10 protein-coding genes are annotated in these 15302 nt (G+C 58.1%); 6 read left to right on the plus strand and 4 right to left on the minus strand.

Annotation, left to right across the window (positions count from 1 at the left end; all coding sequences use genetic code 11):
* Window positions 1–214: 214 nt before the first annotated feature.
* Genes coaE through uvrB form a run of 3 tightly spaced genes read left to right on the plus strand, consistent with a single transcriptional unit; the run spans window position 215 to window position 3722 of the window.
* Window positions 215–856 carry a dephospho-CoA kinase gene (gene coaE / locus DXD56_RS07485; RefSeq protein WP_117640769.1) on the plus strand — a complete coding sequence of 214 codons (642 nt, stop codon included), beginning with the start codon at window positions 215–217 and terminating at the stop codon, window positions 854–856.
* Window positions 849–1430, plus strand: coding sequence for a lytic transglycosylase domain-containing protein (locus tag DXD56_RS07490; protein ID WP_117640770.1), 582 nt, complete (start codon window positions 849–851; stop codon window positions 1428–1430). Before coaE ends, DXD56_RS07490 begins: the two co-directional genes overlap by 8 nt.
* Window positions 1431–1481: 51 nt before the next feature.
* Complete coding sequence (gene uvrB, locus DXD56_RS07495) at window positions 1482–3722, plus strand: excinuclease ABC subunit UvrB (RefSeq protein WP_117640771.1); 2241 nt, start codon at window positions 1482–1484, stop codon at window positions 3720–3722.
* Window positions 3723–3787: 65 nt separating this feature from the next.
* Here uvrB and DXD56_RS07500 read toward each other — a convergent pair whose 3' ends face one another.
* From DXD56_RS07500 to DXD56_RS07515, 4 genes are all read right to left on the minus strand, one after another.
* A complete protein-coding gene (locus tag DXD56_RS07500) occupies window positions 3788–5428 on the minus strand; it encodes an NAD(P)/FAD-dependent oxidoreductase (RefSeq protein ID WP_117640772.1) in 1641 nt (546 codons plus the stop codon).
* 80 nt (window positions 5429–5508) lie between these two features.
* Window positions 5509–6780 carry an NAD(P)/FAD-dependent oxidoreductase gene (locus DXD56_RS07505; protein WP_117640773.1) on the minus strand — a complete coding sequence of 424 codons (1272 nt, stop codon included), beginning with the start codon at window positions 6778–6780 and terminating at the stop codon, window positions 5509–5511.
* Window positions 6781–7611 (minus strand): Mrp/NBP35 family ATP-binding protein, encoded by an 831-nt coding sequence (locus DXD56_RS07510; protein WP_022094864.1) that lies wholly within the window; start codon window positions 7609–7611, stop codon window positions 6781–6783. It abuts the gene before it with no gap.
* A 145-nt stretch (window positions 7612–7756) separates the two neighbouring features.
* Entirely contained in the window at window positions 7757–9910 is a 2154-nt protein-coding gene (locus DXD56_RS07515; RefSeq protein ID WP_158549377.1) for an LTA synthase family protein, read from the minus strand.
* 193 nt (window positions 9911–10103) lie between these two features.
* Here DXD56_RS07515 and uvrA point away from each other — a divergent pair, with 193 nt between their 5' ends.
* The 3 genes from uvrA to murJ all read left to right on the plus strand — a co-directional run bounded on the left by uvrA (window position 10104) and on the right by murJ (window position 15302).
* Window positions 10104–12983: an excinuclease ABC subunit UvrA gene (gene uvrA / locus DXD56_RS07520; RefSeq protein WP_117640775.1), complete on the plus strand. Its 2880-nt coding sequence runs from the start codon at window positions 10104–10106 to the stop codon at window positions 12981–12983.
* A 132-nt stretch (window positions 12984–13115) separates the two neighbouring features.
* Window positions 13116–13616, plus strand: a complete 501-nt coding sequence (gene ybaK, locus DXD56_RS07525; RefSeq protein WP_089573609.1) for a Cys-tRNA(Pro) deacylase — start codon at window positions 13116–13118, stop codon at window positions 13614–13616.
* Between the two features lie 105 nt (window positions 13617–13721).
* Window positions 13722–15302, plus strand: coding sequence for a murein biosynthesis integral membrane protein MurJ (murJ, locus tag DXD56_RS07530; protein ID WP_117564878.1), 1581 nt, complete (start codon window positions 13722–13724; stop codon window positions 15300–15302).

Genomic DNA, 15302 nt, shown 5'->3' on the forward strand with positions numbered 1-15302 from the left:
AGGCCAGGGCGCCGCTGACCGGTGGACGGCACCGAGCCGTCTGATGACTTGAAGAAGGGGGAGGCCTCGCGGCCTCCCCCTTTTTTTGCGTTTTATAGAGAGCTGTAATACAAGAACTCGCCTTCTTTTAGCTTGTCTTACTGTTTGGCTGTATTTTGAGTCCTTCTTTTGTATTTGCGCGATAATAACTCCCATTGGCGTTAGGGAGGACTTGATGTTTACCGTTTTTGTCTTGGGCAATATTGCTTCGGGTAAGTCGACTGCCTGCCGCTATCTCGAATCTCATGGCGCCATGCTTATCGATCTGGACGAGCTTGCCAAATCGCTGTATGTGCCAGGCTCCGATATCGTCAATGCCCTCGCGGAAGAATTTGGCTGGGATATTTTGGACGAGGAGGGCGGCGTTCGCCGTAACATCCTCGCTTCTCGAGCTTTTGCTTCTCCTGATGCGGTCGCGAGGCTCAATAGCATTGTGCACCCCGTTCTCATTGAGCAGCTGTCACTGAGGATTCTTGATCCGGTTTGCTGCACGGTTTCTTCCCCCCGTTATCCCTTTGCGGTGGTCGAGGTTTCTGCTCCGACTGGTTTTGAGGATGCATTTGGCTTGGCTGATGAAATTCTGGTCATCAGCGCCCCTTTGTCAGTTCGTCGCGAGCGTGCTATTCAGCGTGGCATGGAGCCATCTGATTTCGATGCCCGTTCTGCTTGCCAGCCCGATGAGTCTGCGCTGTGCAATCTCGCTACAACGGTGATTGATAATGCCGCAGGCGATAATTCGCTCTTTGAGCAGCTTGACTCATGGCTTGCATGCCATGGGTTTATAGACACTGCGAATAAGGAGGATTCCGATGCCTAAGACACGTTTCTTTGCGTGGTATCGCCTTATTCCGCTGGCTGCCGTTTTTGCCTTCGGCCTTATCTCATTCGTTTACTCGTGTGCTCCTGCCGCCTTCTTTAAGCCGCTGTATCCGATTGACTACGAGGCATATGTAAAGCAATCCAGTATTTCGCATAATCTGGATCCGTATCTGGTGTGCGCTGTCATTAAGTCGGAATCGAATTGGGATCCCGAGGCCGAATCGAATCAGGGTGCTCAGGGATTGATGCAGCTGATGCCTGTGACTGCTCAGGATATGATCGCCAAGGGTCTTGTCGACGGTGGGGAGTATTCGGCCGACAACCTTAACGATCCGGCTACGAATATCGAGTTTGGCTGTGCGTACCTCTCGTATCTCTTAACGTATTTCAACGGGTCGACGGATAGCGCTATTGCCGCCTATAACGCCGGCATGGGCAATGTCGACGGATGGGCGCAGCAAAGTACGTCGCTGCACAATGCAATCACCTTTCCCGAGACGCAGGCGTATCTGATTCGCGTCAATAATGCCTGGGTTCGCTATAAGACCCTCTATCCCGATCGGTTCGTATAGGACTATGCCTGCCGCCTGCGTATACTGCAGATATATGAGTTAGGAGTATCCATGGCGGAATTTGAAGTAGAACGCGTTGGCGGTGAACTTAAGCGCTTTGGCGTTGAGGGCGCTGAGGTGCCGTTTGAAGTCGTTTCTCCCTATGAGCCTGCAGGTTCTCAGCCTAAGGCCATTGAGTCGCTTGTGCAGGGTGTGAGGGACGGAGATCGCTATCAGGTTTTGCTGGGCGTGACTGGTTCGGGCAAGACCTTCACGATGGCTAAGACTATTGAGGCCCTGGGGAAGCCGACGCTGGTCATGGCTCCCAATAAAACGCTCGCCGCTCAGCTTGCGAGCGAGCTCAAAGAGTTCTTTCCCAACAACGCTGTGGTCTACTTTGTCTCGTACTACGACTACTATCAGCCCGAGGCGTATGTGCCGCAAAGCGATACATATATCGAGAAAGACTCCTCGATTAACGAAGAGGTCGAGATGCTGCGCCATCAGGCGACCGCATCGCTGCTATCGCGACGCGATGTGATCGTTGTCGCATCGGTCTCGTGTATCTATGGCATTGGCTCTCCTGAGGACTATGCGGGTCTGGCTCCAAACGTCGACAAGAAGGTGCCGCTCGAGCGCGATGACTTTATCCATGCGCTTATCGACATTCAATATGATCGCAATGACTATGACCTGGCGCGCGGCACGTTCCGCGTGCGCGGTGATGTCGTCGACGTGTATCCGCCTTATGCCGAGCATCCGTTGCGGTTTGAGTTCTTTGGTGACGAGGTTGAACTGATAGCCGAGATCGATGAGGTCACCGGTGAGATGCTGCGTGAGTACGAAGCAATTCCCGTGTGGCCGGCCTCGCATTACGTGACCGAGAAGCCAAAGGTCAAGGCCGCTCTGAAATCAATCAGTGAAGAGTGCGAGAAGCGTGTGGCCGAGCTCAAGGCGACTGATAAGTTGCTCGAGGCACAGCGTCTGCAGCAGCGTACCGACTATGATCTCGAGATGCTCGAAACGATGGGCTTTTGCAACGGCATCGAGAACTACTCGCGTCATCTGGACGGGCGTAAGCCGGGTGAGCCGCCGTTTACCTTGATTGACTACTTTCCCAAGGACATGCTCTGCATCATCGACGAGAGCCATGTGACGGTGCCGCAGATTCGCGGTATGCACGAAGGCGACCGATCGCGTAAAGTGACCCTGGTGGAGCATGGTTTTCGCCTGCCCTCGGCGCTCGACAACCGTCCGCTTCGCTTCGATGAGTTTGAGGCAAGGATACCCCAGTTTATCTATGTTTCGGCCACACCGGGCGACTACGAGCTGCGGGTGAGCCAAAACGACGTGGAGCAGATTATTCGTCCGACCGGTCTGCTCGACCCCAAGATCGATGTGCGTCCGGTTCGTGGGCAGATTGACGATCTTGAGGACGAGATTCGCGAGCGCGTTGCCCGCAAGGAGCGCGTACTGGTGACCACGCTCACCAAGCGCATGGCCGAGGATCTGACCGACCATCTGCTTGATGCCGGCATTAAGGTCAATTACATGCACTCCGATACAGCGACGATGGACCGTGTCGAGATCCTGCGAACGCTGCGCGAGGGAAAGATTGATGTTCTCGTTGGCATCAACCTGCTTCGCGAGGGCTTGGATCTCCCCGAGGTCTCACTGGTGGCAATTCTCGATGCCGATAAGGAAGGCTTCTTGCGCAACCGCCGTTCGCTGATTCAGACGATTGGCCGCGCGGCCCGTAACGCCGATGGCGAAGTCATCATGTATGCAGACGTTGTGACCGATTCGATGAAAGAGGCCATCGAGGAGACGCAGCGCCGTCGCGAGATTCAGATGGCATATAACGAAGAGCATGGCATTGTGCCCAAGACGGTGCGCAAGGCCATCAACGACATCTCAAGTTTTATTGCCGAGGCCGAAAAAACCGTGGGTTCCAAGGGACGCTCGAAGGGCGACTCTCTTGGCCATGGCGCATTCTATACGCCCGATGAGTTGGGCGAGGGTGGCGTGCCGGAAACGGTGGCGCCCGAGCAGACACTTGCGGAGCAGTTGGAAGAACTGCCGCATGACGAGCTCGTGCGGATCGTCGAAACCATGGAAGAGGATATGCGTAACGCTTCTGCCGCCATGGACTTTGAGGAGGCGGCGCGCCTGCGCGATGCCGTCGTTCAGATTCGGGCGATGCTCGAGGGTGCGTCTGAGGACGAGACGATCGAGCGCTTACGTTCGCAGGCTCGCAAGGGTTCCACGTTCGCATCGGGCAGAAAACGCCAGGGTGCACGGTTTAAGAAATAGCGAACATGCCCCGAGTTCCCTGCGGAGCTCGGGGCATGCGTCTTTTGCGCGCTGGAATTCGTGCGTTAGAGGTCTGCGATCAGGGCTTCGGCACAACGGATGCCGTCGGTGGCGGCGCTCATGATGCCGCCGGCATATCCAGCTCCCTCACCGCAAGGGTAGAGGCCCGGGGTCGACACGGCATGGCATGTTCGGTCTCGGGTGACGGTGACCGGTGAGCTCGAGCGAGTCTCCACGCCGGTAAGGACAGCATCGGAGCGGTCGTAGCCTCGTAGCTTTTTTCCAAGTAGGGGAAGTCCCAGGCGGAGCGACTCGACGATATGCTGCGGCAGGGCTTCGTCAATTGCCGTCCAGGTCACACCGAGCGGATAGGTGGGCTTTACCTTTCCGGGCGCCTTGCTGGCGCGTCCTGCGAGGAAATCTCCGACGAGCTGTGCCGGTGCGTTCCAGTTGGAACCGCCCAGGCGGTAGGCGGCCGCCTCGCAGGCGCGCTGGAGCTCGATGCCGGCGAGTGGGTCATCGTTGGGAAGGTCCTCAGGCGTGACGTTAACGAGCAGGGCGGCATTTGCGTTGCGTCCGTCGCGGGCATTGAGACTGGCGCCGTTGACGCACAAGTGGCCCTGCTCGGAAGAGGCGGCGACAACCTGCCCGCCGGGACACATGCAAAACGAGAACACGCTGCGGCCGTTGGGAAGATGGGCGACGAGCTTGTAGGGGGCTGCTCCGAGGGCAGGATGTCCCGCCGAGGCTCCGAATTGGGCTCGGTCGATGTCGCGCTGCGGATGCTCGATGCGAACGCCCATGGCAAAGGTCTTTTGTGCGAGGACCACGTTGTGGTCCTTAAGGAGCTCAAAAATATCGCGAGCAGAATGCCCGCAGGCGAGGATGAGGTGCTTTGTCTCGATTGGCTCGCAAGCGGTGTCTTGGGACGATTGGACATCAATACCGGTGATGGCGCCAGACGCGTCGATGCGAATGTCGACGAGCTTCGTTCGATAACGGACGACACCTCCGAGCTGCTCGATGCGCTGGGATATAGCGGTGACGACCGTGGGAAGGATGTCGGAGCCAATGTGCGGCTTGGCATCCCACAGAATATCGCGGGGCGCACCCGCCTCGACGAAGGTTTCGAGGATAAGGCGATGGGCGGGATTTTTGGTTCCCGTATTGAGCTTGCCGTCCGAGAAGGTCCCCGCGCCGCCCAGGCCAAACTGGATATTGCTCTCGGGGTCGAGGATGCGCTCCTTTAGAAAGAGGTCGATCGCCTGCGAGCGGCGAAATGCCGGGTCGCCGCGCTCGATGAGCAAGGGCTTAAGACCTGCTTCGGCGAGCGTAAGCGCAGCGAAAAGGCCGGCGCATCCGGCGCCGACAACGACAGGGCGTTCTTGAGGTGCGTCGGAGGCGGGGGAGGGGAATGAAGGCTCATCGTCTTCTATCGCGCGTACGCGCGAGCGGTCACGCTCGGCAACGCTGTCGACCGCTTCTCGCTCGAGGTGGGGACTAGTCAGCTCAACACGAAAGCTCAGGATAAAATGGACGTCTCGTTTTTTGCGAGCGTCGATTGACTTGCGGTGGAGCTCGATGGACTTGATCTCGGAGTCCTTGCAACGTAGGACGCGCTTGGCGACTCGCTTGCCAACAATGAGACAGGCATTTTCATCGTCGGCTTCATCGAGCGACGCGTTGGCTTGGGTGATTTCGATCATCGAGGTCTCCTTAGAGGCAAGAAAGAGGCCGTCCGGTATCCCAGACGGCCCGAATGCGTTTTTGATTATAGACTGCGCGGCTACAGGCTGCTTGCAGCGCGAATGCCCGAGATCCAGGCCCACGCAAGGTTAAAGCCTCCGCAATCGGCGTCGATGTCGAGCGCTTCACCGCAGACGTAAAGCGGGGCGTCGACAACGCTGCGCGCGCGTAGGCTGGGTGTTGAGATGCTCTCGACAGATACGCCACCACGCGTGACCTGCGCTGAGCGCTCCTCGGCTGTTCCCTTGACGAGCAACTTAAAGTGCTTGAGGATCGAGACCAGGTGGATGACATCGTTGGAGCCTGGATGGCACTGCTCGAACGCTGTGCAGACGACGCGGGAGAGTTGCGGGGCGAGCATGCCGTCGAGCCAACGGGGATCGCGGGGCGAAAAGCCGCCGAGCAGCTCAACGCGCCGGTTGAGCGTATCGAGCAACTCGTCTTTGGAGAGGTCGGGGAAAACGTCGAGCAGGATCGTATCGCCGTGCTGGATACGACGAGAGAGGTTGAAGACAGCGACGCCCGAGATACCGAAGGTTCGAAACAGCACTTCACCGTCTTCGTGCCAGAGCTCATTATGATTGCGGGCGAGCGTCAAGCGGGCGCGGACGCGCAGGCCATCCAACGTCTTGAGCGCCGCCCGATCGCCAAAGACCGTTGCCGATACGGGGCAGAGGATGGGGCGCAGCGAAGTGAGGGGGAGGCGAAACGTATCGGCGATACCGGTGGGGTTGCCGCCCGTGGCGATAATTACGGCATGTGCCTGCAGGGCCACGTTCTTGCGAGGGGCATCGGCGAGCGCTTTCCGAAGCGAGCGGAGCTCCGATTTTCGGTCGTCGTGCTTTTTTGCCTTGAGCGCCCGCGCTGGACGGTCTATTTGGAGTGCCCAGCCTTCGGAAGCTTTGTGCGCCGAGGCAACGTAGGCTCCGCAGATTAAGGTGATACCTAGGCGGTCGCAAACGTTGAGAAGCGCGTCGCGCACCGATTCGGCGCGAAGGGAGCGCGGGTACAGCCGGCCTTCCTCGGAGGTTGTCATGATACCCAGCGAGGAGAAGAAACCCATAAGCTCTTGTTCGGGCTGGGGGCCCATGACGGATGTGACGAATGCTGGGTGGTTATACCGCTGAGGATCGATCGATTCGTTGGAGAGGTTGCAGCGGCCGTTACCGGTCGCAAGGAGCTTAAGGCCGCAGGCGACATCGCGCTCAACGATGCAGACGCTTTTGCCAACGCGTGCGGCCGTAATGGCGGCGGCGAGGCCTGAAGCCCCGCCGCCGATTACCAGGACGTCATAGAAGGCGCTCGCGTTCACTTAGGCCTCGTCGGTCTCGTGCGGGGTAATAGCCTCGACGGCAGAGACTGCCTTGGGCAACATGCCATCGGGCAGCGCGGTCTCGACCTCGCCCTTATCGCAGGCCTCGGCGAGTGCCGGATTAATGGGAAGCTGCCCCAAGATGTCGAGGTTATAGCGCTCTGCGACCTCGGGGAGCTTGCTCTTGCCAAAGACCTCGATCTTCTTGCCGCAGTCGGGGCACTCAATATAGCTCATGTTCTCGACAATGCCCAGAATGGGGACGTTCATCTTCTCGGCCATGTTGACCGCCTTGGCGACGATCATCGAGACCAGATCCTGCGGGCTCGTGACGATGACGATGCCGTCGACGGGCAGCGACTGGAAGACGGTGAGCGCGACGTCGCCTGTTCCCGGAGGCATGTCGACCAGCAGGTAGTCGATGGGGCCCCACGAGGTCTCGCTCCAGAACTGCCTAATGGCGCCTGCGATGACCGGACCGCGCCAAAGGACGGGGTCGGTCTCGTTTTGGAGCAGCAGGTTGGAGCTCATGACCTTGACGCCGTGCTCGGAGATTTCGGGCAGCATAAGGTTGCCAAGGGCATGGACGTGGCGTCCACTCATACCGAACATCTTGGGGATAGAGGGACCGGTGATGTCGGCATCGAGGACGCCGACCTTGTGGCCGTGACGGGCAAGCTCGGTGGCGATGGCACCGGTGACAAATGACTTGCCGACACCGCCCTTGCCGGAAAGCACGGCGATGACGCGCTTGACCTCGGACAGCGTGTTCTCCTCAAATTGCGACGGCGACGTTTGTCCGCCGGCGGCCTGTGCGTGTTCGCAACCCATGTATGACTCCTTTGTATATGCTGGGGCCGGGGCCCCGCGATGTGACACGAGCGTCATTGTACCCTCGTTTGCGAGCGGGAGTCATTTGCGATGCGTTTGGGCCGAGCGTGCTTGCAATACGATGGGCCCAAGCGAATGGGCGGGCTTACTGAACTTTGCTGGCGAACTCGAGGTATTGCATGCGCTGCAGCTTGTCGATCGTCGAGGCGTAGGGGCTGTCTTCCGATTCCAAGTCGTAGCGCAGCCCGTCGGCACCGAGATAGCCGGCGACATTGATGGTGGGCACATCTGACCTTGTCGCAAGCAGGGCCTTTTGGTAATTGGTGAGCGGGGCGCCGATCTTATTAAGGGTAATGGCTGCAATCTCGTTTGCCCCGACGGTGTCGTAGACGTTGAGCTCGGTATTGCCGGCGATCTCATAGTTAGCCCAGACGAGATATGTCGACTGATAGATACGGAAAGCGTGGCTTGCCGTATCTTCCTGAGGGTACAGCTCGTCGTTGAGAGTCGTTGCGGCGCTCGGCTGATGGTCGCCAAAAAAGACAAGAACAACCGGTCTGCCGATGTTGCGGAGCTCGTTGATAAAGTACTCGAGGTCCCGGTCGGATGCGTTGATGCAGGTGAGATAGGTGTTGAGCGCGCTGTTGGCGCCTTCGCTGGCTCCCTCGACCCAATAGTTTGTCAGCTCTTCGGCGGGAACGGTGCCATAGTCGTAGCCGCCGTGATTTTGCATCGTGACGTCAAAGATGAACTGCGGCGCTTCGTCGGTTCTAAGCAGGTCGAGTATCTTGTCGTAGGTGGCGTAGTCGCATACGCCGGCATGGTAATAGGGCGCACCTTCGAAATCGCCGATTGAAAGAAAGTCTCCAAAGCCCAGCTGCTGATAGATTTTATCTCGATGGTAGTTGACGGGGTTTTGCGGGTGCATAGCGGTAGTGGTATACCCAAGCTCTTTAAGGTCCTTTGCCAGGCTGTTTACGCCATTCATCTGATACAGCTGATAGGGGATCTTGCCTAATCCGACAAAGGCCGTTGTCGCTCCGGTCAAAAATTCGAATTCGGAGTTCGCCGTTCCGCCACCGGCGACCGAAGCGAGCATGGTGCCGCGAACAAGTGTGTCGGGAAGCGAGTTGTAGAATGCGGGGCCGAAGTACCCGGCCGCCTGGAGCTGCTCAAAGCACGAAAGGTCGCTAAAACTCTCGTTCATGACGGCAACAATCGTCGGCTTGATTTCATTGAACTGGGCAACGGCCGCCGCGCGCTGTTCGCTCGAGCCATATGTGCTGTCGTAGACGGCGGCGAGCTCCTGCTCGATGCTCTGCGCCTCATCGGGCGTATAGTCTTCGGGCTTCTCAATGGGCAACTCGTTGACCATTTCGGTGAACGAAGTGATAAAACCCTGAGACGCATACGTGGTGATGGGCTGCCAACGGTCAAATCCAAAATCCAGCGCCTGCTCCAAGTCGATGTTGGAAAAGCCTGAGAGCCCCACAACGGTCACTAGCAGAAAAGCACAGAGGTTAGCGGCGATAGCGGGGAAGACATGGGTGGGCGTACGGAGCTTTCGCGGTCGGATGAGCGAAAGAAGCCCCAGGGAAATCTCCAGCAGGGCGAGAGAGGTTACGATTCCGGCGGTAAAGGTAAACTCGTATCCCTCGCTCACTTCCATTGCGGTGCCAAGGGCCAAGATATCGCTTGGCAGGATGGCTTCGCCTTTAAACGTTATGACGAAGTGCTCGGCAATGCCAAGGACGCAACAGACGACGGGCACGAGGACCATGACGCCTCCATGACGCTGTCCCAGCAAATAAAGGGAGAGCAGAACCGTCGCGAGCAACCCGACGGAAAACCCGAATGAGTTGGCGGGAATGCGATAGAACGTTTCGTTGCAGGCAATTTCGATTGAAACGAACGAGAGCGCTGAAACAGCGGCGATGACAAGGATGTCGCGGCAAATACAGGCAACCGTTCCCGTCGCAAGGTCGGTTTGGTCGATAAGTCCCGAAACCAAGGGCTCGACAAGAAGCATGACGGCGGCAGCACCGAGCGCCGAATAAGAAAGGACCCATAGGGAGCTGCCCTCATTTACGAGCGATTGATTCGTAATCCATGCAGCTACCACGCCGAGCGGGATGAGGAGCGTCGCGCACCAAAAGACGCGGGCAATGGGTGGCTTTTCGTTGCGTTTGATTGAAAAATACACGCGCACGACGACGGCGGCCACGATAAGGACGGCGATGAATATGGGCAGATTGGCCATGTCGCTCGAAGTGATTTCAAGGGGGATATCTTCGGTCATGGACGTTCCTCTGGTACAGCAAATTAAGTTCAGTATTAGATTACTGTAACCTTTCCACGGCATTTCGAGAAACAAAGCGCCCGATACGCAAAGCTAAAGGTCTGCGAATCTTGTATTACGAACATCTGTGCGCGTCGAGTGCGCTAAACTCATCGGCAGTATGATTCGATGCAATAGGAGGCAAGGAGCTTCCATGTCTGATTCCTCTATCGTTATTCGCGGCGCTCGTGAGCACAACCTCCGTGATATCGATGTTTCCATTCCGCGTGACCAACTCGTGGTCATTACCGGTCTTTCTGGCTCGGGCAAGAGTTCGCTGGCATTCGACACTATCTATGCCGAGGGCCAGCGTCGATACGTCGAGAGCCTTTCGAGTTATGCGCGCCAGTTCTTGGGCCAGATGGACAAACCCGACTTGGATTCAATCGACGGCCTTTCGCCGGCGGTGTCGATCGACCAAAAGACGACATCTAAAAACCCTCGCTCGACGGTTGGCACCGTAACCGAGATTTATGACTATCTGCGTCTGCTGTTCGCCCGTGTGGGCACCCCGCACTGTCCCGAATGCGCCCGCGTCATTGAGCGCCAGACGACCGACCAGGTCGCCGATAAGGTCCTGGCGGCGGGGGAGGGCCGCCGCGCGTTTGTGCTGGCACCGGTGGTGCGCGGGCGAAAAGGCGAGTACACCAAGCTGTTTGAGGACCTTCGCGCCGAGGGCTTTAGCCGCGTGCGTGTCGACGGCGAGGTTCGCTCGCTTGATGCCCCTATCGATTTGGATAAGAAATTCAAGCACGATATCGAGGTCGTGGTCGACCGCATCGTGATTCGCGAGAACTCGCTGGGCCGTATTGCCGAGTCCGTTGAACAGGCGACTGCGCTGGCGCACGGCAATGTGAACGTATACTTGCTGCCCGACCGCGACGCTCCCGAGGGGACCGAAGGCGAGTTGCTGGAGTATTCGCTGGCGTTAGCGTGCCCGGAGCATGGACGCTCCATCGATGACCTGCAGCCGCGTGATTTCTCGTTCAACGCGCCCTATGGCGCGTGCCCCGAGTGCGATGGCCTGGGCTTTAAGAAGACGGTCGATGCCGAGGCCCTAATCGAAGACCCCTCGAAGTCGATCGCCGACGGGGTCTTTGGCAGCCTGTTTGGCAACTCTAACTACTATCCGCAGATTTTCGCTGCGGTCTGCAAACACTTTAAGGTGAGCGTCGATACGCCGTGGGAGGATCTGCCTCCGCGGGTGTGTCGTGCGTTTTTAGACGGCATGGGCGACCAGAAGATTTCGGTCGACTATCAAAAGCTCGATGGGCGCCGCAGCCAGTGGGACACCAAGTTCTCGGGTGTGCGCAATATCCTGTACGAGCGCTATACCGAGACGACGAATGAGAACACCAAGGCGCGCTTGGAGAAGTACATCCGCGAGGAGCCGTGCTCGAGCTGCCACGGCGCTCGTTTGCGCCCCGAGATGCTCGCCGTCACCGTGGGCGGCAAGTCCATTTACGAGGTTTGTTGTCTGTCGTGCCGTGAGTCGCTCGAGTTTTTTGAGGGCCTGGAACTCACCGAGCGCCAACAGTTTATCGGCGGACGCATCGTCAAGGAAATCCTGGAGCGCCTGCGTTTTCTGGTCGATGTCGGACTCGACTATCTGACCCTCGATCGTGCCTCGGCGACGCTTTCCGGAGGCGAGGCCCAGCGCATTCGCCTGGCAACGCAGATCGGCGCCGGCCTCATGGGTGTCCTGTACATTTTGGACGAGCCATCGATTGGCCTCCATCAGCGCGATAACGAGCGCCTGATCAAGACGCTTGAGCGCCTACGCGATATCGGCAATACCGTCATCGTCGTCGAGCATGATGAGGATACGATTCGTGCTGCCGACTATGTGATCGACATGGGCCCCGGCGCGGGCGTGAACGGCGGACACGTAGTCGCGGCGGGAACGCCTGCCGATATCATGGCGTGTCCCGAGTCGATGACGGGCGCTTATCTGACCGGCAAACGAATGATCCGGGTTCCCGATGAGCGCCGCAAGCCCGGTCGCGGCTGCCTTAAGATCACGGGCGCCCGCGCCAACAACCTCAAAAACGTTACCGCCAAGATCGAGTTTGGTACGCTTACGGTCGTTACCGGCGTGTCGGGATCGGGTAAGAGCTCCCTGGTTACCGACACTATCGCACCTGCCCTTACGAATGCCATTCACCGTTCGACGCGCCCTGTGGGTCCGTATAAGAAAATCGAGGGCATCGAGTGTATCGATAAGGTTATCGATATCGACCAGTCGCCGATTGGCCGCACGCCGCGTTCCAACCCTGCTACGTACATTGGCCTGTGGGATGATCTTCGCGCGCTGTTTGCGAGTACGCCGGAGTCGAAGGCGCGCGGCTACTCGCCGGGACGTTTCTCCTTTAACGTGAGCGGCGGTCGCTGCGAAGCATGCAAGGGCGACGGACAAATTAAGATCGAGATGCACTTCCTTCCCGATATCTATGTCCCCTGTGAGGTCTGCGGCGGCAAACGCTATAACCGCGAGACGCTTGAGGTCACCTACCGTGGTAAGACCATCTCGGACGTGCTCGACATGAGCGTCACCGAGGCACTGGCCTTCTTTGGGAATATCCCGCAGATTAAGCGCAAGCTCCAGACGCTGTACGATGTAGGCTTGGGCTACGTGAGCCTGGGCCAGCCCGCTACGACGCTCTCGGGCGGCGAGGCGCAGCGTGTGAAGCTCGCCAAGGAGCTTCATCGACGCCAGACGGGCAAGACGTTCTATATTTTGGATGAGCCGACGACCGGCCTTCATTTTGAGGACGTCCGCCAGCTGCTCGATGTGCTGCAGCGCTTGGTCGATGCGGGCAACACGGTGCTGGTGATTGAACACAACCTTGATGTCATCAAGGTTGCCGACCGCCTGATCGATATGGGCCCCGAGGGCGGTAACGGCGGCGGAACCGTCGTGGTTTCGGGCACACCGGAGCAGGTTGCGGACTGTCCGCAGAGTTATACGGGCAAGTTTTTGGCGCCGTTGCTCAGGCGTGACCGGGAGCGTCAGGCTCAACTTGATGCTCAATAAATAGGCGATTCAGTTTATGGGCGCCATCGACTCCTTGTGATTCGATGGCGCTTGCTGTGTCGAAGTGACGTATGCAGCCGAATTGGACATATACTTAATCCTTGCGTCCGAATGCGAGGGAAAGGATATGCCATGGCAAAGGCTGTAAAGACGCCAAAAACCAATGCGATGCGCGAGCTGGAAAGCGCCGGCATTTCCTATGTTCTACATACGTACGAAGACGATGGTGATGAGTCGGCGGGCCTGGGGGTCGCGATTTCGGAGCAGCTTGGCGAGGAGCCCGGACAAGGATTTAAGACCTTGGTCTGCGTGACGCCGTCCAACGACCACGTCGTGTGCTGCATCCCTGTTGCCGACGAGCTCGATCTAAAGTCCGCCGCGCGTGCCGCGGGGGAGAAGTCCTTGGCCATGATGCATGTGAAGGATTTGCTTGCGGCGACTGGCTACGTTCGCGGCGGCTGCAGTCCGGTCGGTATGAAAAAACGCTACCGGACGCTCATTGATGAGACATGTGTCCTTTGGGATACCATTTTTATTTCGGGAGGCAAGCGTGGTTATCAGCTTGAGCTTGCACCTGATGATTTAATTGCATTTTGCGGGGCGACGGTCGCCCCGATTACGAGAGAGGACTGAGCGATGCCGCAGGAAGAATTGAAGTGCGGAGCTCATTTTGCAAAAGAATCTGCGCCTCAGACACCCTCATCCGAAGCTTCTTCGTCGCGAGACGACACTGACGACATGGGCTCGTCGGACTACTCCACGGTTGGTCGTTCCGCCGGGCTTATGACCATCCTGACCATCGTGTCTCGCGTCACCGGTTTTATCCGCACGTGGGCAATGGCGGCCGCTATCGGCATGTCGCTGCTCTCGTCTTCCTATCAGGTCGCCAACAACCTGCCCAATATGCTCTACGAACTCGTGATGGGCGGCATGCTCGTGACGGCGTTTTTGCCCGTGTACATGGGCGTGAGGCGTGAGCAGGGTCGCGAGGCCTCTAACGAGTACGTGGGCAACCTGCTCGGTATTCTGCTATTGGTGCTGGGTGGCATTTCGTTGCTGGGGACCGTGTTCGCCCCGGGCTTTATCTGGACGCAATCGTTCCTTTCGGGTGACGGCGGCAGCATGGATACCGCTGCGTTCATGTTCCGTTTCTTTGCCATCCAGATTCTGTTTTATGGTTTGGGCTCGGTGTTTTCGGGCGTCCTCAACGCACACCGCGACTACTTCTGGTCGACGTTTGCCCCGGTCCTCAACAATGTGATCGTCATTGCGAGCTTTATGGGCTTTGCGCCCGTGTCCGCACAGTTTGGCGAACGTGCCGGCATCATCTTGATTGCGGCCGGTACGACCCTCGGTGTCTTTGTTCAGATGGCATGTCAGATCCCCGCGCTTGGCAAGCACGGCGTGCATCCCCATATCCATATCGACTTTAAGGACCCCGCACTGCGCCAGACGATTGCGCTCGGTATCCCGACGCTGCTCGCCACGGTGTGCATGTTTGTCTCGACTTCTATCACCAACGCTGCTGCGCTGGTGGTCCAGCCCGAGACTGGTCCTTCCGTCATCGCCTATGCGCGCCTGTGGTACACGCTGCCCTACGCGCTGATTGCCGCCTCGCTTTCGACGGCGCTCTATACCGAGCTCTCTCACGACGCACAGGAGAAGGATTACGACAGCGTCCGCACGGGCATTTCGCGTGGCGTCGCCCAGATGCTGTTCTTCCTGATTCCATTCGCGCTGTACCTGATTGTCTTCGCGCGTCCGCTCAACATGATCTACTGCGCTGGCAAGTTCGATGAGTCCGGTGTGGCGCTGGTGTCGGAGTTCCTTATCTACCTGGCACTTTCCCTGCCGCTCTACGGCGTGGTCGTGCTGATGCAGAAGAGCTTCTCTGCCTTGCTCGACATGAAGCCCTATAGCCGCTATTGTCTGTATTCCGCCATCGGCCAGGCCGGCTCGGTTCTGCTGTTTGGCGTTGTGCTGGGCTTCGGTATGCCGGCAATCGCGCTTTCGTATGTCGTCGACTACGTGATCTTGGTCGGTTGCTCGCTGTGGTGGCTGCGTCGTCGTCTGCGTGGTCTTCAGGTTAAATCTATCCTGCATGGCGGTTTCTTTGGCCTTTTGCTCGGTGGCCTGGGTGCTGCCGCAGGCGCCGGCGTCATGTGGGCGCTTGAGCACTTTGTCGGGGCACTTGGCGGCTCGATTCTGATTACTCTTGGCTACGTTTGCGTTGCGGGTGTCGTCTCGCTTGCTGTTACCTTTGGCCTTGCCGTCGTCCTTAAGATGCCCGAGGTCTCGGCGCTGATTCGTCGCAAGTAG

Source organism: Collinsella sp. TM06-3, assembly GCF_003436395.1.
Lineage (GTDB): Bacteria > Actinomycetota > Coriobacteriia > Coriobacteriales > Coriobacteriaceae > Collinsella.

Bases quoted from the DNA above. Each gene is read 5' to 3' on its own strand.
- coaE (WP_117640769.1), top strand. From the start codon at position 215: ATGTTTACCGTTTTTGTCTTGGGCAATATTGCTTCGGGTAAGTCGACT.
- ybaK (WP_089573609.1), top strand. From the start codon at position 13,116: ATGGCAAAGGCTGTAAAGACGCCAAAAACCAATGCGATGCGCGAGCTG.
- DXD56_RS07510 (WP_022094864.1), bottom strand. From the start codon at position 7,611: ATGGGTTGCGAACACGCACAGGCCGCCGGCGGACAAACGTCGCCGTCG.
- DXD56_RS07515 (WP_158549377.1), bottom strand. From the start codon at position 9,910: ATGACCGAAGATATCCCCCTTGAAATCACTTCGAGCGACATGGCCAAT.
- DXD56_RS07490 (WP_117640770.1), top strand. From the start codon at position 849: ATGCCTAAGACACGTTTCTTTGCGTGGTATCGCCTTATTCCGCTGGCT.
- murJ (WP_117564878.1), top strand. From the start codon at position 13,722: ATGGGCTCGTCGGACTACTCCACGGTTGGTCGTTCCGCCGGGCTTATG.
- uvrA (WP_117640775.1), top strand. From the start codon at position 10,104: ATGTCTGATTCCTCTATCGTTATTCGCGGCGCTCGTGAGCACAACCTC.
- uvrB (WP_117640771.1), top strand. From the start codon at position 1,482: ATGGCGGAATTTGAAGTAGAACGCGTTGGCGGTGAACTTAAGCGCTTT.
- DXD56_RS07500 (WP_117640772.1), bottom strand. From the start codon at position 5,428: ATGATCGAAATCACCCAAGCCAACGCGTCGCTCGATGAAGCCGACGAT.